Genomic DNA, 21,491 nt, shown 5'->3' on the forward strand with positions numbered 1-21,491 from the left:
TTAAGAAAGAGTACTAATGCAGAAAATATAATGGTTAAAAGAATATTCGCCACAAAACAAACTGTCGTTTTGTAGCGAATACACATAATAAACATAACTTGAAAAACTCCATTATTAATATATTATGGAGTCCGATGCCCTTATTGGCAGCTTATAATTCCCAAAATTATAGTGTGTTTCGTTAATTGTTTTGTCTATATTATTTTCGGCCAAAGGGGTGTTGTAGAGATAAACAGTTTTTAACTGTTTAAAGGCAGACAACACAGAAAGATGCTCTTCTTTAAAACTTGTACCGGTTAGGTTTAAGACAGTTAAATGTTCTAAATTTTTTAGTTTCTCTATGTGTTTTCCGCTTATATCGGTCTTGTCCAACTTTAAAACTGTCAGATTTGGAAATTGGGATATAAAATCAAATACCTCGTCCGTAATCTGGGTGTCACCTAAGTCCAAATAAACCGTCTGCTTTAGGATAGGTGCTAGCGATTTAACATCTTCGTCTCCAAATAGCGGATTGTTAGTACAGGAAACTTTAAGGAAATTATTATCCACACTGATTGGTTCTATATGGAGCCCCTTAGTTTTAAGGGAAACAATACTGTCCATGGAAGCTTCGGCGACCGTAATGTTGGGATAAATATCCTTATGGGTTTTAGGAAAAAAAGCGGTAAACAATTCCTTTTGCAACCCTAATTCCCCAATTTTTTTGTCAAAGTCGTTGTTGTTGGCGATCCAAGCTTTTATAATTTCTATTTCTTCCTTGGTGAGTTGGGTCTTGTCTTTTGGGGGCATATGGTCCTCATGATCCAAGGGTAGTACTAGCCTTGCATATATAGAACTGTTCTCGGGGTCGTTGGTTTTTATGATTGCGCCGTTCTCACCTCCCTTAAGGATCCCTTTTTCTTCCTGTAACTGTAGTTCGCCTTTGTCTTTTTTAGGGTTATGACAGCTCACACATTTATTGTTCAATATAGGCTGTACCACCTCTTCATATAGAACGGCCTCCTCCCAATTGTCTTCTTGTAAAACAGGCATTTCATAAGTATCAGAGCGTATGCCCAATAATGTTTTGATGTTTTGTGGAAGAGGTTCAGTTAGGTAATCCGAGCCATGGGTAATATTGCCCCCAAGATGGCCAGTTATGGAAATTAAAAACAATAGTGAAAACGACAACATTACAATAGGTAAACGTTTAAGGAAAATCTTTTCGGAGACCTCCTTTAATCGTAGGAACATTAACAATGAAAATAGTGCCGTAAATACCCCCGACCATAAATGTAAGGCTACCGTGTCAAAAGCATACCCTTCTCCCAAATACAGAAAATAACCGCTGATACAGGCAATAGTAGCGGCGATAAAACCCCATAGAAAAACCAGGGCAATTATGTTGGTCAGATTGTTTTCCTTTCGGTCATACCATTGCAGTAATAAGCCAGTAATTATAAATCCTATGGGTAAATGAACTACTACGGGGTGTAAGCGTCCTATGAGTTGTTGAATAACTTCCATGAAATACTTATTAATTCAAGTTTAGACGTTCTTTAATAGCTTTCATCATAAAAACATTGGCTTCCCACTGGTCCGATAACGGAATCCTGGTATAGGGAAGTGTAGGCATATAATCGGCAGGACCAAACTCTGTCGTAACGGTGAAAACTCCTTGGTGTTCTTTCCATCCTTTTCTAATGATTTTCTCCCAAATATCTACATGGCGCTTTAGGGCATTTGCCCATTCCGGAGCTTTGGGGTCGTTGACCTGTGGCCCTTGAGAGTGTCCTACCCGCGCATGGATGTGGTGCGATTTGTTAATTACAGGTTCTAATAATTCATCTTTTCCTTGAAGTAAGGATTCATGCACTGCCATCCAATGGCTGATATCCAAGGTTAATTTTAAATCTGGAATGGAAGTCAGGTATTTGGTTGTTTCTGGAAGGGAGTAACTAAACCTACCTCTGTGGGTTTCATGGTATACAGGAATTTTATGAGTGGCACTAATAGCATTTGCCGCTTCAATAAACGCCGCGTTTTGTGCCTCGGTATAAAAATCGTTACCAGTATGGCAATTGACGAAGACAGGTTTCCATTCTAACAGGGTATTTAAGCCTTTTTTGTATTGCTCCAAGCTTGCCTCAAAGGGTATTCCCTTATTGGTGCCGTGCAGGAAACTCACCAATAATCCATGTTTTTTAAGGGCTGTTTTTAACTCTTCTTGTTTTTTGGTATCCCATGGAAACCAAATCTCGATGCCATCATATCCCGATGCCTTGGTTCGTTCGCAAAATTTGTCCATAGAGAGTGGGTTCCCCCAGTCTGTTTGGAAAAATAATACTTTTCCTTGGCTATGGGAAAGGAAAATGGCCCCGAATAAAAAGATTATGATGGTAGTAAGTGATCGCATTGTATTGGTTTAAATGGTTTGATTTGAATGTTAAGCTAATATTTCATTTATGACATGTCCCTCAACATCGGTGAGACGGAAAGGTCTACCCTGGAAATCGAAGGTAAACTGTTCATGGTTAAACCCTAGTAAATGTAAAATGGTGGCATGGACATCATGGACCGATACCTTTCCTTCTAAGGCCGAGTAACCAATTTCATCGGTCACTCCATGGCTGGCTCCTTTTTTAATGCCACCACCGGCCATCCACATGGTAAAGGCGTCCCCGTGGTGATCCCTGCCTTTATAGGCCATTTCCTGGCCTTCCCTGTTTTCCTGCATCGGTGTTCTGCCAAATTCACCTCCCCAGACCACAAGGGTTTCGTCTAGCAACCCTCTTTGTTTAAGGTCTAAAAGCAAGGCAGACATAGGGCGGTCTATTTCTGTACATTTATTTCTTAGGCCTAAGTCTACAGCTGTACCGTGGTCTGTTCCGTGGCTATCCCAGCCCCAATCATATAATTGTACAAAACGTACCCCGTCTTCTACTAGTTTTCTGGCCAACAAACAATTGTTGGCAAAAGATTCCTTTCCAGGTTTTACCCCGTACATTTCTTTTATATGCTCCGGTTCGTTATTGATATTCATTATTTCGGGAACAGCTGTTTGCATCCGATAGGCCATCTCATATTGGTTGATCCTAGCGAGGATTTCGGGATCGGAATATTTGTTGAATTCTTCCTTATTAATTTTGTTGATAGCATCGATGGTGTTTTTTTTGAGGTCTCGGGAAATTCCTTTAGGATCATCTATGTATAAGACCGGATCGCCCTTAGAACGGCACTGAACCCCTTGGTATACCGAGGGCAAGAAACCGCTTCCCCAAACACTTTTTCCGGCATCTGGTGTTTTTCCTCCAGAAGTCAATACGACAAAACCTGGCAAATTTTGGTTTTCAGAACCAAGGCCATAGGTCACCCAAGACCCTATACTCGGTCTTCCCAACCTAGGACTCCCTGTTTGCATAAACAACTGGGCAGGGCCATGGTTAAACTGGTCGGTATTCACGGCTTTTAAAAAAGAAACTTCATCTACTACCTTTGAAAAATGGGGTAAAAAATTGGAAACCCAGTTTCCGGACTCCCCTTCTTGTTTAAATTCTGCCTGAGGCCCTAGTAATTTAGGAGTCCCCCGTATGAAAGCGAATTTTTTTCCTTCCAACATCGATTGTGGGGTAAGCTGTCCGTCCAGTTTTTGAAGCATGGGCTTATAATCGAACATCTCGAGTTGCGATGGCGCTCCGGCCATGTGAAGGTAGATTACAGATTTTACCTTGGCAGGAAACGGAGGGGCTAAAGAGGCTAAAGGGTTCACATCCCTTTCGGTAAGCGCTATTTTTCCATTTCCATTTTTACTGCTAAAAGAATTACATGACATGAAAAAGGAGCCCAAAGCTAGTCCACCCATTCCTGTGACACAATTTTTAATAAAATGCCTTCTAGTGTTGGCCTGCAACTCTCTTTCTATCTTTTCTTTTATGAGTCGGTCTATATTGTTCATTGTTACGATTTTGTTAAAAACTCATCTAGGTTCATTATGGCATTGGCTACTATGGTCAATGCCGCTATATTAGGTGTAGCTTCCGCGTCAAAAGGAATGAACTCCCTTATAGTCTCAGGTTGCTGTTCAAACTCTAAAAAGGCACTTTTGTAAAGTTGCTTCAGGGCTATTAGTTTTTCTTTTTCAATTTCTCTTAATACGGCCTTATAGTACCCTGTTGTAATGCTTTTATCTACATTACCGGCCTTGGCCATATGTTTAGCCAAATTAAATGCAGCTTCTAGGTATACCGGATCGTTAAGGGTCACCAATGCCTGCAAAGGAGTATTGGTCACTGTTCTTCTAACGGTGGAAACCTCTCGGCTATTGGCATCAAAAGTAACTAGTGAAGGGTAGGGGCTGGTACGCTTTAAGTAAGTATACAAGGCTCTTCGGTATTTGTCTTCTCCTTTACTTTCATTCCATTGGCCGCCATTGTAAACGGTTTGCCAAATCCCCTCTGGTTGGGGTGGCATTACACTTGGGCCATACATTTTTTTGCTCAGGAGCCCCGAAACCGCCAAGGCCTGGTCTCGTATTTGTTCTGCAGAAAGCCTTGTCCTGGGACCTCGAGCATACAATTTGTTTTCTGGATCTTTGTTATATAGTGCTGCGCTGTTTACAGAACGCTGCCTATAGGTGCCAGACATTACAATTTCTTTTACCAACGCTTTTATACTCCATTGATGTTCGTTCATAAATCTTAGGGCCAACCAATCCAGTAATTCTGGGTGGGAAGGCGCGTCGGACTGAGATCCCATGTCCTCCAAGGAGGCTACAATACCTCGTCCAAAAAGTTGATGCCATATCCTGTTTACCAAGGTTCGGGCAGTAAGTGGATTCTCTTTGCTCACTAACCATTGGGAAAAACCTAACCTGTTTTTTGGCCATTCGGGCTTCCAATCGTTTAACACCTGAGGGGTAGATGGGTATACGGTATCAGTTTTCATAAGCCAACTGCCTTTTTCAAAGAATTGCGTAGTTCTTTTTTGATGATCCAAGTTCTCCACCATAATAGGTAGGGTAGGCGTATGGCTATTCACTAGCTGCATAAAGGTTTCGTCAATTTGATAGAATTCTTTATTTTTATTGGCTTTAATTTCAGGAAGAAAAGCTATCCATGATATATAACTCGTGGGCGTTGTTGGAGAAATCTTGTTATTTTCGGCCTCAATGTATAAGTTTAACTTTTCTTTAGTTTTCTTAAATGGAAACTTTTGAACGACCCTTCCTTGGGTTTTATTGGTGTTAAACTGTGCTAGAATTTCCCCCTCGGAGTTATCCTTTCTTATAGTTACTTTAGTAGCGTCAATGCCCGAGTAAAGTTTTAAATATATATAGTCGGCTCCCTGAGTATAAACGTCGTTCATGTAACAAGAACCATTATTGCGCAAAGCAATCCATTTGGTATCCGCTAAATTTCCGTTGGTATAATTTTTTGCTAAATGCCCATGGTACACAGGTTCCGAATAAGTAAGGAAATTTTTATACGCATCAGCAACTTCCTTGTTTTCATTTTTTAAAATCCATTCGTGGATTTTAGCCACTTTTGCCTTCTGCTCCTCATTGTAGAATTTTAGGTTGGGTTCATCCTCTGTGGTATCTTCATCCCTAGTATTGTTAAAAAAGGCCATCAAATTATAAAATTCCTCATGCTTGAAGGGATCATAGGTATGGCTATGGCATTGCACACAACCAATGGTAGTACTCTGAAATACTTCAAAAGTGGTGTTCACCCTATCAATAACTGCGGCAACCCTAAACTCCTCGTCATCCGTGCCTCCTTCATCGTTGTTCATGGTGTTTCTATGAAAGGCTGTAGCAATAAGTTGATCTACCGAAGGTTCCGGCAAAAGGTCTCCCGCAAGTTGTTCAATAGTAAATTGATCATATGGCATGTCTTTATTCAAGGCCTTTATCACCCAATCCCGATATTCCCACATCGATCGTCCCATATCTTTTTCATAGCCCTTGGTATCTGCATAACGTGCTTGGTCTAACCACCAACTAGCCCATTTTTCGCCATATGAATCTCGAGAGAGAAGTTCGTCGACCATATTTTCATACGATATTTTCCCTGTCGAAAAATCTTCGAATAAGGTATTGTCGGCAGGAAGCCCTATCAAATCCAAAGCAAGTCTTCTAGCAATGATATTTGGTTCTGCTGGTAGACTAGGTGTCAAGTCGTTGTTTTCTAGTGTTTTAAAAGTAAACCGATCTATGTCATTTTGTATAAATCCATCAGAAGTACTAGAGGAAATACCTGCCCTTTGGTTAGTTTTGGGGACTGCTACCTTTTCAGGTAGGCTATACGCCCAATGTTTGCCCCATTTTGCTCCTTCATCTACCCATTTGGTCAAAAGAGCTATTTCTTCTTCCGATAATTTTGGTTTTTGATAGGGCATTCTCAATTCAGGATCCTCTTCCTTTAAAAGCTGTATAAAAGAACTCTTAGAGGCATTGCCCGGGATTATGGCAGGCCCCCCCGACTCGGTGTCGGCCAAGGCCTCGCTTTCAAATAAAAGGCTAAAACCGCCACTTTTTTTTACCCCTCCGTGACAAGTTATACAGTTCTTATTAAGAATTGGCTTAATATCGGTACTGAAATCTATTGTTGAAACTGGTTTTAACTTGCTCCATATAACAAGAACAAGCCCTAACATGACGGCAACAACTAAGGCAATTAAATATTTTTTACTCACTCTTTTAAATTTTAATAGTTAAGCTTTTTAGATTACTTCTGTAACGTTGTAATGTGTTGATTTGTAATTGTTAAAAAGAAATACTGCTATTTTTTAAGAATCTAATTTTTGGTAGATTTTTATTTACAAATCCATCCATGATTTTACCATTGCAAATTAATTCTCATAGCCATATAAACATGGTAATATATTAACAAAAGACTCCTCTATATTTGCAATTCTTTGTAGCTTATAACTTAAATAGGAACATTTAAGAAAGTAAACCTTCTCCTTGTAAAATACTTAATACTATAAGGTATGGAATCTATCACAGTATGGATGCTATTGGATTAAAATTCTTCCATCCAGAATAATGAGGTACGCCTATCTTCAGTTATCGTTGATAAAAAATTTGGTTTACTTTTCATTATTAATTGTTTTTTTTTAAAACTCAATAATAGTTAGAATAAGTGTTTTATCGGATGGACATTATTATTCTATATATGTATTATAGTATGATATACTTCAAGTCCCAATAAGTAGGTAGTTCAATCAATGGAGATTACATTGTTTAGAATAGGACTGGCCAGCTTTTGAGTTTTATAAAAAAAGGGGCAGATCTTATTAAAAGTCTGCCCCTCATTATTTTTCATTTACCCCCTTAAAGGGATAGTTTGTTAGCTTCGTCAAAACTATTCCTTCTCTAATACTATTTGTCGAATCATCAAATTTCCTCCCTTAGATGCTGAAGTTTTCAAAACAAGTTTTCCGTCATTACTATCTTCACGCATTACGTGGAATTTTACCCATTTTCCTCCTTCAGTATCATGTGCGCCTAACTGAACTTTTCTACCTTCAAATTCGACAAATCCTTCCCTGTTCTTATGATTCCAATCGTCAAATAATACATAGAAACTTCCCAATATTCCGCTAGGACAATCTATAGTAAGGGACATTTTTTCTCCGTGCCACCCACTGGCTTCCCCATCTTTCCATACGCCATCTGATTGTAAATTGTAGGCGACACCTTCTTTTTGGACAATTATTTGGTCTACCTCCTTAGACCAAGGAACATCGGTATTTTTGATTTTTAATAAGGAAGCAGATCTCACTTGTAATAGAATATTTTTGAAACCTTCATTTATAGTGGTTTCTTCAGCCTTGGGAATTAAGGGGAAAAGTTCCTCTAAAAATGCATTGTCGACCGCAAGTTTAGGGTTAAAAGCGTTAGATTTTATGTATTCCTCAAGGCTATATTGTAACTGTTTTGCAACTGGAGAATCATTTGAAGCAATATCAAAACCACAAACCAATAATTTACCTTTTCCTACTCCGAATTCGAAAACAACACCTTCCTTGTTGTTCCTGTGAAAATCGTCTACCACCTGTACAATAGGTTTATATTCCTTTGGGGTAGTGTTTAATATAAAGGCTTTTGAAGCGCCCATAATAGCCTCCCACTGCCAATCGCTGTGATAGGAGGTTGGGAAATTATCGAAAGCAGGGTGTTCGTTTTGAATCAATAGACCGATATTTGTTTTGCCTTGTCCGGGAAAGAATGTCAACGACCAATACAATGGATAAAAATTTAAACCAACACTGTTCTTTTCGGTTCCCAATTGATTTGCGAATAACATTACTTTTCTGCCCTTCTCCAAGGCTTTCATTGCTTTGCTGTCTAATGAGTGCGTAAAATAAATTTCACTCTCATCTGTGTTTGGCAATTGGGAAGGGTAGACCCAAATATCCCAAGTGTTTTTAAAATGGGAATTCTCCAAGGCTAGGGATATGGTCAATTGTTGTGCGCGATCAATTGATTTTAAAGGAAATTTAAAACTTCCTATATCAGTTAAACTACCGCTTTCCAAATTTGTTATCGACCACTTTTCTTCCTTTAATACTGTTCCCTTTTTGGTCAGGATCTTGGCAATAATAGTCCCTTCTTTGATGGTGAATTGTCCGTAATGGGAAATCTGAGCACTCGCTTCAAAAGTTTCATCCGTTTCCCAGACAAATTTCTTCATTCGCAAAAGAGGAACCGTTTCATCGAAATGTTGTTTAAATTTTTCTGGGCTTGTTATTCCCTTGCTGTCCCAGTGTGCATCTAGCCAGCCAATCAAGGCTTCTCCCTGCCCTTGATAGTCCTGCATGCTCAATAATTGAATCCCTGCACAACTTTTGGTCCTTAAAAATGATTCGATTTCATATTTGTACATAATTTGGTTCAGGGCTCCAGAAGCCATTTTAAAGTCATGATCCTGGTCTGCAATACCGTTTTTTTCTGCAACTTCCTTAAACCCCTCTAAATTTCTAGCTTTGAGTACACCAGTATATTTGTAAATTTCATCCCAAGTAGGGTAAACTGGCCATTGTCCTATCTCATGTGCTATTATGGGGATGTTCATTTGCGAGTATATATCTTCAAAATCCCAATCCGTCCTTGCCCCGTTCAAACCTCTTGTACGACCTACTCCTTGAATATAATGGGTAGCCATATAATCGTCTACATCGGTAATTTTGCGGGCCGTGGAAACAGAATAAAGCCTTCTGTTGTCCTTGTTTTTTAAATCTGCCACCCATCCTTTCATAATATCAAAATCTGAATTTCCCAATTCGTTACCAATGCAGAACATAGTAAAGGATGGATGGTTTCCGTAAGTGTCTACCACCCTGTTCATTTCTTCGATAACAAAAGCATCGCGTTCAGGATCTAGACCAAGTCCCTTTGGGTACCCTTTAGTGTCCATCTCTGGTCTTCCCTTTATTTTCATATCCTCACTCATCCACCAATCAATCCAAATAGAGGCTTCTGCCTGCAAATAAATACCAACCCTGTTGGCGGCTTTAAAGGCGGCCTCAGGGGGACACCAAGAATGGAAGCGGGCATGGTTTAGCCCGTATTCCTTGTAAGTTTTAAAAATACGTACCCAATCCTCTACTTCGGTTGAAGGGTAACCGGTCAATGGAAAATGAACGCAATCTAGATTTCCCCTTAAAAAAATTGGGGCACCATTGATTGTAATATGAGTGCCGTTGTGACCAATTTCCTGATACCCAAACTCTGTTTCGTGGATATCCTCATGCTTTTTTGTTTTGATTTTTGTCTTAAGGGAATAAACAATGGGTTCAAATTCGGACCATTTTTTAAGCTGCCCCTCAAGATCTAGTATAATTTCAATATTATTTGACCCAATATTCAACTTTCGAGAAATGTTAAGTTGTTTAATTATCCCTGGTTTTCCGAGTTCTTGTATTTGAAGAATTACATCTGTTTTTGTATCTTTTTGGGCAATGACGCCTACCTCTACTTTCAATTGGTCCTTGTTTAACAATGAAAAGGTTCTAACATTCTGAATATAAGTAGGATCCTTTGCCTTTATTTCCATTTTTCCTACTATTCCGTTCCATATACCTTGGGTATAGTCTCCATAGGCATGGCCCTTATCACCTATATTGTGTATCATTTCATTGTCTACCTCTATAACTAGCCGATGCTTTCCAGGGGAGAGTTTTCCGATTTTATGGACATGTGGAGTTCCTAATGCATCTTGGGTACTAAGTTCCTTGCCGTCGATAAAAATTTTGGATTGCCATAATACCCGTTCAAGAAAAACGGTAAGCTGTTTGTCTTTCCAGTTTTTAGGGATGATAATTTCTTTCTCAAAACTGGCCACACCTAAATATTTATACTCGGGAGTAAGAACACCAAAATCAGATCCTTTTGTTTCAAACCCAAAACCTTGTTGGGCAAGTGATGAAGGAAGCTGAATCATACCTTTCATTTTATTGGCTTCAGAGATATTGTCCCCAATCTGGATGTCGGAATTTAAGGTTACGTTCCAGGCTCCGGAAAGGTCTATGGTATCCTTTTGCGCTTTTATGCTATTGTTAAAGGTGGCTGCTAAAACAATAAGAATAATTTTTTTCCAATTCATTTTATAGGTTTTAAAATAAGTTTTTTTACCTTATAAGAAGGTTCCTTGGTCTATTTTTAGCTGCTTTGAAGTCGGACCTATACAATAAGTAGACTAGCTTGCATTTGCTTATTTGGTTTTTCGGTATTCATCATTTGTTCCATGATTTCACCTCTTTTAGTGTTAATTCTAATTCTTCCAAACTTTTACCTTTTGTTTCAGGTAGTTTCTTTTTAATGAACGTAAACCCTAATACACAAATCCCGCTATACATCCAAAATGTACCGTAAGTTCCTAAAAAGTCATTTGAGATAGGAAAGGAAAAGGTGAGTGCAAATGAGGATATCCATAATGAAAATGTAGCTATGGACATGCCGGCTCCCCGTAAACTGTTTGGGAATATTTCAGAAAGAATCACCCAGGTTATTGGTGCCAATGACATGGCATAAATGCCAATTGCCATGATTACCAATAACAATACTGGCCATCCACTAAATTCAAAATAATAAGCGGTTCCAAGAAAAGCATATACCACGGCCAAGCCCATGGCCCCAAAAAGCATTAACTTCCGGCGGCCCCAACTTTCTACCGTAATCATCGCTACAAAAGTAAATATGAGGTTGACGCTACCTGTAATTACAATATTAAAAAACATATCTCCGACGCTGTAGCCTGCAGCGGTAAAAACTTCTTCCGCATAGTTAAAAATGATATTGATGCCACACCATTGTTGAAAAACGGCCAATACAATGCCAATGGCAAGGATGGACAAAACCTTTTTATTCTTTATTTCTGAACTTGTAAATTTTTGTTCTGAATCATCTTTCAAGGACCGGGTTATATTGTCGAGCTCATTTAGGGCGTATTCCTTGCCGCCAATTTTTTCCAGGGTTTTATAAGCAGCTTCTTTATGGCCTATTTTGACAAGGAACCGAGGGCTTTTGGGTACAAAAAACATTAGAGAAAGGAAAATTCCAGCCGGTATCAGTTCGGCCCAGAACATAACCCGCCAACCGTATTGGCCATTCCAAGAACCAAGTATTTCAGAATTGCTAAAATCTGTGGGAATGGCCTCCGCGATACCCCAATTGGCAATTTGGGCTGCCAATATGCCGATTACTATAGTCAATTGGTTAATGGCTACAAATTGTCCTCGGTATTTTGTAGGGGCTACTTCTGCGATATACATAGGCGAAAGTGTTGAAGCCAACCCTATTGCTAAGCCGCCAATCAAGCGGTAAATAATAAAGGTCGCAAACCCATCGGCATGGCCTGTGCCAAAAGAAGAGAGGAAATACAGGGAAGCGGCCAAAATCAAGGAGTTCTTTCGGCCCCACTTATCCGAAATTACCGCTGAAAGTACCGCTCCAAATACGCAGCCCACTAGGGCGCTGCTCATGGCCCACCCTTGTAAAGTTGGGACATCATAAATTTCAAAATAAAGTTCATAAAAAGGTTTGGCACCTCCAATCACTACCCAATCATAACCGAAAAGGAAGCCGCCCATCGCCGTACCTACCGAAAGAAATAGAAGGTAAGGGATGTTTAATTCTGAATTGTTCATTTCTTATTTTAAATGGACTTTAGTTGTGGGTTCGACTATTGCTATCCTTCATATTTAAATATGTAACACATTGTCCCATCACAAAGCTTAATTATATAATTTTGAAAATTATACCTTATGGGATGTTTTACAAATATAAAAATGATGGAAATATATGGACAATTATACTATAAAAGAGGGGTTTTTGGGACAAAGAATGATTGTGCTGCCAAATGAGGTTAAACAACGCCTAAGTTCTAATCCTATTACAAATTCTTTTTATGTAACTGATTTGGGGTATTACCCTAACGCAAACCATCATCAAAGGGTACGGGAAAAGGGGGCAAGCGAGTATATATTTATTTATTGTACAAAAGGGGAGGGGTGGTATAAATTGGATGATGAAATTATAGCTGTTTTGCCCAATCAGTTTTTTATTATTCCAAAGAATACCAAACATAGTTATGGGGCGCAAAATGAGAATCCATGGAGTATTTATTGGATGCATTTTAATGGGTCCCTAGTAACTAGCCTTTTTGCGCGCTATTCTAAAAACAATAACAAAACTATAACGGTTCCCTTTGAAAGTGGACGGATAAACTTATTTGGCCAAATTTTTAATATTTATGAAAGTAGTTATACCGAACCACAAATGGAATATGCCAGCCTTGCTGCTTTAAACTTCATTAGTACTTTTGTTTATAAGGATATCAATAATGTAAGCTACAATGATTATGAAAATTTAGTGGATTCCATAATTGGTTTTTTGACCAACAACCTAGATAAGTCCTATACTTCAGATGATATAGCTCGGAACTTTAATTATTCTTCTTCTTACATATTCAGTATTTTTAAAAAAAAGACAGGATACTCCCTGATTCATTTTTTTAATTTAAAGAAAATCCAAAAGGCATGTGAGTATATTAAATATACCGACATGAATATAAAGGAAATAAGTTTTAAATTAGGGTATCAGGACCCCTTGTATTTCTCAAGAATATTTAAAAAATACATGGGTGTTTCTCCTAAAAAATATCGAGATCAATTAGAAAACTAAAGCCTTGTTAATTTAGTAGGCATGTGCGTTTTGGTACGATGTTATAATAAGGTCCTAAATCACATGTGATGCCAAATTCTTGGGCTGATGTTAAATGTAAATAATTATTCTAATCCTTTGGGCGTTCCCTCCTTCGTCGGGCGGGCCCTTGTCTATATCCCTTGCTCCGCTGCGGGGATGCCGCCGCGGTCCCTAACGCGGCATTCAGTTAACAATAACCAATTCTCCAATTTGGGAATTTGAGAAGAATTGATTTGAAATGAACGTGACCGAAAACATGTAGCAAAGACAAATGAAAATTTGTGAATTTCATGCTTGTACTGAGCGCAGCCGAAGTATGATGGTTATAAAACAATAATATCTACATATAATAGGAAGCAATGTTACTTGCTTTGATAGTATGAAGTATTTTATGTAATGACGGTTGTTTTTATCTTTTTGAACGAATATAGGATCTTGGAGTGTATCCTGTGAATTTTTTAAACGTAGTGGCAAAGTATTGAGAAGAGCCAAACCCAAGGTCAAAGGCAACCTGTGTGACCTTTTTTTTCTTTAACAGCTCCATTTTTGCTTGCTCGATCCTTAGTCGGTTGATGTATTCCTTGGGAGGCATGCCAGAATTTATCTTAAACCAATTTTTAAAATACCCCGTGGACATATCTACCAATTTTGCAAGTTCATCAACATAAATGATCCGATGCAGATTTTTTGAAATATACCGATCCAAAGTATCCAACTTTATGGAAGGGGTGTTTTGTGGTGGTTTTTTAGAAAGAATAACGGTTTCTAACAACAATTGAACAATTAACTGATCTAACTGTATTTTAGATAGTATAGAATCTTCATTTTCTAAACAGTTCATTAATTTTTCCAATATCCACTTTAACCGAAACGACCCTTTAAAAATATATTCCGTTTTATCTAAAAGTCCATTCAATAAATACTCCGTTTGTTTTTTAGGTAGGCTGCAAAGCTTGCCTTTAGATGGGTCTATCAGTACCTGAATCCAAAACAGTTCGCCTTTATCTTCAGGAAATTCTCCAGTACTGTGAATAGTATCTGGAGGCACTACAAATATATCATTGCCATTAAGTTCATATAAATGCTCGCCAATCTTATAATGTTGTTGTCCATTCATACAAAAACAAATCTCCATGGCTCCTTTGTGCCTATGCTGCTCTAGACCCGGTTGTACCCTGTTGTATTTATAATGGCCAAAGGAAAGGGCTCTTTTTATGCCGTACTCTTGAAGATTAAACACCCTTCTTTCTTGCTTTTCTAATTCCATTAAAATGTATAAAAAAGTAATATAGTACAAAATTAATAGACTTTCATTTATTAAAATTACAATTTTGGCATTCTTTAAACAAAACAATGGAAACGAGAAGATTAGAATTTTCGAAACAAGGCTATATCAAAATAGATGCCTTGCTTTCAATAGAGGAGGTACAATCCTTGCGTACTATTTATGATGAATTGCTCCAAGACAAAATAGCAACCGCTCACCTGCGTAGCGATCTTGCCGGTGAAGAAAATACCACTGGCAAAAAGGTTGAGCGCATCACCCAAATTATGCGACCGAGTAGTGTCAATATCGAATTGCTCAATAACAAGGCTTACGAAAAAGCCTTGCAACTAGTACAGAATATGCTAGGAGCCGATATGGCGCTTGACTTTGACATGATGATCAATAAGGCCCCCCATACCAATACGCCAACCCCTTGGCATCAGGATGCAGCTTATTGGATTGACATGCCCGATAAAAGATCGGCCAGTTGTTGGATAGCCTTGGATGAGGTGTTCGAAGAAAATGGCTGTATGTGGTTTGTCCCCAAAGAGGAAGGAAATACTATTCTTCCACATAAAAATTTACCCAATGGAGGAGCACTGTATTGTGAAACCGACACCACTCAAGCAAAGAGCATTCCGCTACATCCTGGTGGCTGTACTTTTCATGATGGGTACACGCTTCACTTTAGCAAGGGCAATACGACGAATACGCAACGAAGAGCCCTGATCTTAAATTTCAGGCCCCAAAAAATGATCGAGTTAGAAAGGGAAAAAGGGGTAGATCATACAGGAGAGCGAAAAAAAAGGAATTAGTTGATCCAATGCCTATCACCTGATTTCACTTTAGTTAAATTCTAAAATTGATGGTGACTACTAAAAACAAAAAGTAATAAATGAACCTTAAATTTATATATCCCCGCTGGGGAAGCTCAGAAGTATCATGGCCTGTTTTGCAATAACACACGAAACCCATCGTTCCCGCTTCTCTTTTGCTGCTCACGCCTGTTTGTCTTATTTGGAAGATTATCCTTTTTTGAAACTTACGGCTGACTTTTTACATTGGTGTTGTGTTGCCGAACCTTTATTAGAAAATCAACTAACAGCAGTAGAAAAGGCCATTGAACACACCTATCATATCCATGCACGTGTTGGTTCGGCCCAAAGTCCGCAGGTGATAGATCCCCGAGATGGAAATTACAAAAATGAGCTGGATAGGTTCAACGAATGGTGGCGTTTAATGATCAAAAATGCTTTGGAAAACAAACGCTCCTTTATCACCATCACTCCCGAATATGGCCCCCATCCCTGTACACTATATAAGACCAATACTCAAATACCGATGGGTGACCAATGGGAAATCAATCAATTCATTCAAAAAGAAATTGTAGAGAACTACAAAAATCTATATAAAACCCTTAATACTTAGGACAAACACAATTATCATTATGTTCAGATTACAAATTATTTCGCTCCTTTTAATAGTAGGCTCATGTAACGCTTACAAGGATCAAAGCCCGGAAGAATTGGCGGCCCAAGAGGTCCTTAATAGAACTTTAGGAGAAGAAGACGCGTCTAAATTTATCTTTAAATACACCGCGAATGACTCCTTGGATACTTATACCATAAAGGTGAAAAACAATAAGGTTTTAGTAAGCGGAAATTCGCCTACGGCATTGACTAGGGGAGCCTATGACTATTTAAAAAACGCCACAAATTCCATGATAAGTTGGTCTGGGAAAAATATCAATATTCCAGAGGAATTGCCCGAAGTAGAAAAAACTAGTACTTCCCCATACAAGAACAGATATTATTTAAATGTATGTGCCTTTGGTTATTCAACACCATATTGGGACTGGAAACGGTGGGAACAGGAAATAGATTGGATGGCCTTAAAAGGCATGAACTTCCCTTTAGCGTTAGTAGCCAATGAAGCAATTGCAACACGTGTATGGAAAAAGTTGGGGTTAACGCAAGACGAAATTGATGCCTTTTATACGGCCCCTTCATTACTGCCATGGCAACGCATGGGGAATGTAAACGATCTTGGTGGTGAATTGTTGACGGAAGAATGGCATAATGGTCAAATAGCACTTCAGCACAAAATCTTAAAAAGAATGAAAGAACTTAACATGAATCCTATTCTTCCCTCTTTTGCCGGTTTTGTACCTAAGGATATTAGTAGGTTGTTTCCAGAAAATGAGCTCTTGCCAGTAAGTTGGGGAGGTTTCCCGGATAAACATCAAGGGTTCCTCATAAGTCCAAAAACACCTTTGTTTGATAAGATCGGAAAGCTTTTTATAGAGGAATGGGAAAGAGAATTTGGTAAAGGCAAATACTATCTTGCCGATAGTTTTAATGAAATGGACCTTCCAAAAACAGATCGGCCGGTAACCGAACTTTTAGCCGAATACGGGAGCTCAATCTATGAGTCACTTAAATCTGGTAACCCGGATGCCGTATGGGTGGTACAGGGATGGATGTTTACTTATCAAAGAAATATCTGGAACAAGGAAACTACGAATGCACTTTTTAGTAAAATTCCTGATGACAAATTAATGATTCTCGATTATGCATATGAGTATAACGGTATCGCTTATAAAAACGGATTTAACTATGATGTATTCGAAGGGTATAATAATAAACCGTGGGTATATGGTTTTATGCTTAATAGTGGAGGAAAAACCGGACATACAGGTGTGCACGATTATTATGCAACCAACCCTATTGAGCTTTTAAAATCTCCATATTATAAAAGTAATACTGGTTTTGGTTTTGCCCCTGAAGGTATAGAAAATAATGAAGTAACCTTTGAACTAGTGTCCGATATGGCATGGACAAGCGAAGCTATTGATTTGGATAATTGGTACGTTGAGTATGCGAAAGGGCGCTACGGTGCCGCTCCGACAGCCATGGCAGAAGCTTGGCAGTTGCTTAGAAAAACTAGTTACGGAACTATGACAGACCATCCTCGCTTTGGTTTTCAAGGCAATAGTGGATCATGGTCTACAGGAACCATAAACAAAGATCCCCGTATTTTTGAAGCTATAGAAAAATTTCTTTCCTGTTCGGAGGAGTTGAAGGATTCTGAACTGTATAAAGCAGATGCTCTTGAATTTGCAGCAACTGCCTTATGCCATAAGGCTGAAGATTGGTTTGGCTATGCCTATAATGCACATCAAAAGTCAGATTTTGAAACACGGGATAAAGCAGGTGAATGGGCATTGCAGCTACTAACGAATGCTGATAGGTTGTTGGAAAACCATCCGACTTTAAATCTACAACGATGGATTGATTTTGCCCGAGCAACAAGTACCGATACAAATCAACAGGATAAGTATGAAGAGGATGCAAGAAGAATTTTGACCGTTTGGGGCCCTCCAAAACTTAAATTAGGGGTTAATGATTATGCCGCTAGAATGTGGGGAGGTCTGATCCGTGATTATTATCGGGAGAGAATGGCAGGTAAATTAGAAAGCTTACGATTAAACGAAACCTATGATCATAGAACATTTGAGGACGCTTGGGTACGAAACAAAGGGGTGAGTAAAATAGAGCCTTTTAAAGATCCATTGGAGTCGGCAAGGAAGTTGGTAAAACAAGCTATTGAAAGACCTGTTCCTGTTATCGTAAATGAAGATGGTATTGTGGTGGGCGAATGGTCTTCAAAGGATAATACCATGGAATGGCCTATTAATAGAGCGGATTTGCCAAAAATTAAAGAGGTAAAATTCATTTATACTAGCGGAAATACGCCAGTCAGTATAAAAAATGTAACATTAATCGCCGATGGTAAGCCTTTATATGAAAACTCAAAGCTTGGTTTTCTTGATAGAGAGAATGCAACAGTAGTGTATCCATTGGGATTACCAAAGGGTGTGAGGGCAAACAACGGTGCATCTCTAAAAGTGGCAATAAGCAGTAATGATGAAGAAATACCAGCGAAAGGCAAGGCGGTTTTAATTCTTGAAGATTAAAGAAACAAAGGATACGGTCTAAGTCTAAACGTTGATAATTCGTGTTTCTTAAGGTCAATTTGCCTAGAAACGGAATAGTCTTAGGACTTATATGGAAAAAAAATATCAATAAATGGTAAATTATCGGTGGATTCAAGGGAGCTAAGCAACTAATTTTCCAATTGAAATAATCCAATAAATATCCTGACTATAACGCCATGCAATTTACTTCTTACTTGCCCCTTCCTACAAGAGTCTATAAGTCTAACCTTTTACTGTTACTTATTTTTCTTGTTTGTTCTTTAAATTATACAGTCGCACAACAATCCCCTTCAGGGGTAGTATCCCTCTCCGAACTAGAAATAGAAAAGGCGGTTCAGCCTTGGTGGCCATTACAAAAAAATACAGCCATAACAGGAGCTCCCCTAACAATAGCTGGAACGAACTTTAAAAAGGGAATAGGAACCTTATCGGAAAGTAGTGTTTATATTTTTTTGGATGGAAAAGGTGATACTTTTAAAGCCGAAGTCGGACTACAAGATCCCTCTGCATTTCCTGTAGCGGTAAAATACAACGCTCTCAGTGATGGCTCAAAATTGTTTTATACCCAAGACGAAACCGGTAAAAAGTTTGTTGGTATAGCGAACTCCGAAGAAACCATGGGCAGCGGTAGTGTGCAATTTGTTATTAAAGGTGACGGCAAGCTTTTATGGAGAAGCAAAAAAATAAAGGGTGGTCAAACCCCAACACCGATAGCATTAAGTTTAAAAGGGATCAAAGTTTTAGAGCTGACGGTAAACGATGGTGATGACGGGATTTCAGGAGATCATGCCGTTTGGGGAAATCCAGAAATAACCTATTCTTCATTTAAGCCAATATTAGTAGATGCCAATTATATAAATACCTTAAAAACTGTTGACAATAATTTTAACAACCATTTAAAACCCTTAATCGAACAACTTCCCGTTGGGAGTGCTGCTTTAAGGACTGGGGTAAACAAGGACTGGTTGGTAGAAAAGGTATCCCTTTCTTCTAATATCTATAAGGAAGATAACGGTAAAGAAATAATGATGTCTAATGGCTTGGTAAGCAGAACTTTTAGATTGAGTCCTAATTGCGCCACGGTAGATTTTAAAAACTTGACTACAGGCGAATCTTTACTTCGTGGGGTTAGCCCAGAAGCCATGCTTACCATTGACGGACAAGAATATGCGGTTGGTGGCCTAGATGGGCAAAAGGAGTATGGATATTTAAAAAAAGAGTGGTTAGATGATCTATGGAGTCCGGATGGTTCTTTTCAGCTTTCGACATTTACCATAGGAGATATTCAAAAACGAATTGAATGGCCTAACAAAAGATGGTCATTGGAGTCTAAACAACCACAAAAAGGAAAAAGCATTTCCTTTACCTATCACCATAGTCGGTTAAAGGATATTGAAGTCCAGGTACACTATAATATTTATGATGGAATCCCTCTTATTAGTAAATGGTTCACCATAACAAATAAAGGCTCGCATACCATTGTCTTAAATAATTTTAAAAGTGAAATACTGGCCATGGTGGAAGCTGAGAGCGCGGTAGAGAAACAAAGGGGATGGGAAACTCCAAATATTCATGTAGAAAGCGATTATGCTTTTCATTCCATGTCCATGAAAAATGCCAATAAGGTAGTGCATTGGGAAAAAGACCCACGGTATACCTCACAAGCAAGCTATTTATTAGCAACCCCCTGTTTGTTGGAGTGTAAATTGCCTATAGGACCTAATGAAGCCATTGCCCCAGCTGCTACATTTGAATCTTTTAGAATTTGGGAATTGCCGTACGATAGTTCTGATAAACAACGCAAAGGGTTATATACCAATGCTATGTATGCCAAGATAGCGCCTTGGGTTACAGAAAATCCGCTATTCTTACATGTAACAACTACTGAAGATGCCAAAGTTAAGGCGGCCATAGACCAATGTGCAGAAACAGGGTACGAAATGGTGATCTTAAGCTTTGGTAGCGGACTCAATATGGAAGACTTATCCGAATCCAATATTGCCAAATTTAAGGCTTTGGCAGATTATGCCCATGCCAAGGGAATAGAACTGGGGGGCTACTCTCTCTTGTCTAGTCGCTGGATTAGTGATGAGGTCGATGTTATTAATCCTGAAACTGGGAAAAGAGGAGGCGTAATACATGGGAGTTCTCCTTGTTTAAATAGCCAATGGGGTATTGATTATTTTGAAAAACTTAAAGTTTTCTTCGAAAAAACAGGTTTCGACCTGTTGGAACACGATGGTTCTTACCCTGGTCAATTGTGTGCATCAACAGCTCACGTAGGCCACCGTGGCTTGGAAGATTCCCAATGGAAATCTTGGAAACGCATCAGTGATTTCTATAAATGGTGCAACGAAAAAGGGATTTTCCTCAATATCCCAGATTGGTATTACCTAAGTGGTAGCACTAAAAACAGTATAGGATATCGCGAGGTAAATTGGTCCTTGCCTAGAGAACGACAACTGGTCTTGGGCAGACAAAATATGTTCGATGGCACCTACGATAGACTTCCTAGCATGAGCTGGACCTTTGTTCCGCTTACCGAATATCATGGGGGAGGAGCCGCCGCAACCATAGAGCCCTTGGATACACATGTGAAGGCTTACAAAGCGCATATGATACAGAATTATGGTATGGGGTTACAGGCTTGTTATAGAGGGCCACGTTTATACGATACCGAGAGAACGAAATCGATGGTTATAGAGGTGGTAGATTGGTATAAAAAATATCGCGATATTCTCAATTCCCCCATCGTTCACCTTAAAAGAGCCAATGGAAGGGAAATGGATGGCATAATGCATGTAAACCCAGAATTAAAGGAGAAGGGGATGGCCATGTTTTTTAACCCTACCAATGAGGAGATTACACAAACTATTCAACTGCCCTTGTATTATACCGGGCTTACAGAGGTAGCCCGTATACAAGAAAAAGAAGGTCCGGTGAAGACTTATACACTAGAGCGCGATTATAGTGTTCCTATTACCGTAAAAATACCGGCTCATGGTTATAACTGGTTTAAAATTCACTAATCAACCTAA

At 38.9% G+C, this 21,491-nt stretch carries 12 protein-coding genes; 5 read left to right on the plus strand and 7 right to left on the minus strand.

Annotated elements, in window-relative coordinates; translation table 11 throughout:
- Positions 1 to 114: 114 nt before the first annotated feature.
- The 6 genes from BUA16_RS03345 to BUA16_RS03370 form a co-directional block, all read right to left on the minus strand.
- Positions 115 to 1,506 carry a c-type cytochrome domain-containing protein gene (locus BUA16_RS03345; protein WP_072763218.1) on the minus strand — a complete coding sequence of 464 codons (1,392 nt, stop codon included), beginning with the start codon at positions 1,504 to 1,506 and terminating at the stop codon, positions 115 to 117.
- A gap of 10 nt (positions 1,507 to 1,516) precedes the next feature.
- Complete coding sequence (locus BUA16_RS03350) at positions 1,517 to 2,395, minus strand: sugar phosphate isomerase/epimerase family protein (protein ID WP_072763219.1); 879 nt, start codon at positions 2,393 to 2,395, stop codon at positions 1,517 to 1,519.
- A 30-nt stretch (positions 2,396 to 2,425) separates the two neighbouring features.
- The gene (locus BUA16_RS03355; RefSeq protein ID WP_072763220.1) at positions 2,426 to 3,934 is read right to left on the minus strand and encodes a DUF1501 domain-containing protein; all 1,509 of its coding nucleotides are present in this window, start codon (positions 3,932 to 3,934) and stop codon (positions 2,426 to 2,428) included.
- 2 nt (positions 3,935 to 3,936) lie between these two features.
- Complete coding sequence (locus tag BUA16_RS03360; RefSeq protein WP_245795513.1) at positions 3,937 to 6,675, minus strand: PSD1 and planctomycete cytochrome C domain-containing protein; 2,739 nt, start codon at positions 6,673 to 6,675, stop codon at positions 3,937 to 3,939.
- Positions 6,676 to 7,346: 671 nt separating this feature from the next.
- Complete coding sequence (locus BUA16_RS03365; RefSeq protein WP_072763222.1) at positions 7,347 to 10,589, minus strand: glycoside hydrolase family 2 TIM barrel-domain containing protein; 3,243 nt, start codon at positions 10,587 to 10,589, stop codon at positions 7,347 to 7,349.
- Positions 10,590 to 10,719: 130 nt separating this feature from the next.
- Positions 10,720 to 12,132: a sugar porter family MFS transporter gene (locus BUA16_RS03370; RefSeq protein ID WP_072763223.1), complete on the minus strand. Its 1,413-nt coding sequence runs from the start codon at positions 12,130 to 12,132 to the stop codon at positions 10,720 to 10,722.
- A 154-nt stretch (positions 12,133 to 12,286) separates the two neighbouring features.
- On the opposite strand from BUA16_RS03370, the gene BUA16_RS03375 reads away from it, so the two are divergent.
- Positions 12,287 to 13,168 carry an AraC family transcriptional regulator gene (locus BUA16_RS03375; RefSeq protein ID WP_072763224.1) on the plus strand — a complete coding sequence of 294 codons (882 nt, stop codon included), beginning with the start codon at positions 12,287 to 12,289 and terminating at the stop codon, positions 13,166 to 13,168.
- 430 nt (positions 13,169 to 13,598) lie between these two features.
- Here BUA16_RS03375 and BUA16_RS03380 read toward each other — a convergent pair whose 3' ends face one another.
- Positions 13,599 to 14,456, minus strand: a complete 858-nt coding sequence (locus BUA16_RS03380; RefSeq protein ID WP_072763248.1) for an AraC family transcriptional regulator — start codon at positions 14,454 to 14,456, stop codon at positions 13,599 to 13,601.
- A gap of 86 nt (positions 14,457 to 14,542) precedes the next feature.
- Between BUA16_RS03380 and BUA16_RS03385 the strand changes: the two genes are divergently transcribed.
- The 4 genes from BUA16_RS03385 to BUA16_RS03400 all read left to right on the plus strand — a co-directional run bounded on the left by BUA16_RS03385 (position 14,543) and on the right by BUA16_RS03400 (position 21,482).
- Positions 14,543 to 15,271, plus strand: a complete 729-nt coding sequence (locus BUA16_RS03385; RefSeq protein ID WP_072763225.1) for a phytanoyl-CoA dioxygenase family protein — start codon at positions 14,543 to 14,545, stop codon at positions 15,269 to 15,271.
- A 127-nt stretch (positions 15,272 to 15,398) separates the two neighbouring features.
- Positions 15,399 to 15,884 carry a hypothetical protein gene (locus BUA16_RS03390; protein ID WP_072763226.1) on the plus strand — a complete coding sequence of 162 codons (486 nt, stop codon included), beginning with the start codon at positions 15,399 to 15,401 and terminating at the stop codon, positions 15,882 to 15,884.
- Positions 15,885 to 15,903: 19 nt separating this feature from the next.
- Positions 15,904 to 18,432: an alpha-N-acetylglucosaminidase gene (locus tag BUA16_RS03395; protein WP_072763227.1), complete on the plus strand. Its 2,529-nt coding sequence runs from the start codon at positions 15,904 to 15,906 to the stop codon at positions 18,430 to 18,432.
- 197 nt (positions 18,433 to 18,629) lie between these two features.
- Positions 18,630 to 21,482: an NPCBM/NEW2 domain-containing protein gene (locus tag BUA16_RS03400; protein WP_084668424.1), complete on the plus strand. Its 2,853-nt coding sequence runs from the start codon at positions 18,630 to 18,632 to the stop codon at positions 21,480 to 21,482.
- Positions 21,483 to 21,491 lie beyond the last annotated feature (9 nt).

It is taken from the genome of Arenibacter nanhaiticus (assembly GCF_900141935.1).
Taxonomy (GTDB): Bacteria; Bacteroidota; Bacteroidia; order Flavobacteriales; family Flavobacteriaceae; genus Arenibacter; species Arenibacter nanhaiticus.

What these genes read in the sequence shown, in the direction of transcription:
- BUA16_RS03345 (WP_072763218.1), bottom strand. Translation starts at nt 1,506, where the DNA reads ATGGAAGTTATTCAACAACTCATAGGACGCTTACACCCCGTAGTAGTT.
- BUA16_RS03350 (WP_072763219.1), bottom strand. Translation starts at nt 2,395, where the DNA reads ATGCGATCACTTACTACCATCATAATCTTTTTATTCGGGGCCATTTTC.
- BUA16_RS03355 (WP_072763220.1), bottom strand. Translation starts at nt 3,934, where the DNA reads ATGAACAATATAGACCGACTCATAAAAGAAAAGATAGAAAGAGAGTTG.
- BUA16_RS03365 (WP_072763222.1), bottom strand. Translation starts at nt 10,589, where the DNA reads ATGAATTGGAAAAAAATTATTCTTATTGTTTTAGCAGCCACCTTTAAC.
- BUA16_RS03370 (WP_072763223.1), bottom strand. Translation starts at nt 12,132, where the DNA reads ATGAACAATTCAGAATTAAACATCCCTTACCTTCTATTTCTTTCGGTA.
- BUA16_RS03375 (WP_072763224.1), top strand. Translation starts at nt 12,287, where the DNA reads ATGGACAATTATACTATAAAAGAGGGGTTTTTGGGACAAAGAATGATT.
- BUA16_RS03380 (WP_072763248.1), bottom strand. Translation starts at nt 14,456, where the DNA reads ATGGAATTAGAAAAGCAAGAAAGAAGGGTGTTTAATCTTCAAGAGTAC.
- BUA16_RS03385 (WP_072763225.1), top strand. Translation starts at nt 14,543, where the DNA reads ATGGAAACGAGAAGATTAGAATTTTCGAAACAAGGCTATATCAAAATA.
- BUA16_RS03390 (WP_072763226.1), top strand. Translation starts at nt 15,399, where the DNA reads ATGGCCTGTTTTGCAATAACACACGAAACCCATCGTTCCCGCTTCTCT.
- BUA16_RS03395 (WP_072763227.1), top strand. Translation starts at nt 15,904, where the DNA reads ATGTTCAGATTACAAATTATTTCGCTCCTTTTAATAGTAGGCTCATGT.
- BUA16_RS03400 (WP_084668424.1), top strand. Translation starts at nt 18,630, where the DNA reads ATGCAATTTACTTCTTACTTGCCCCTTCCTACAAGAGTCTATAAGTCT.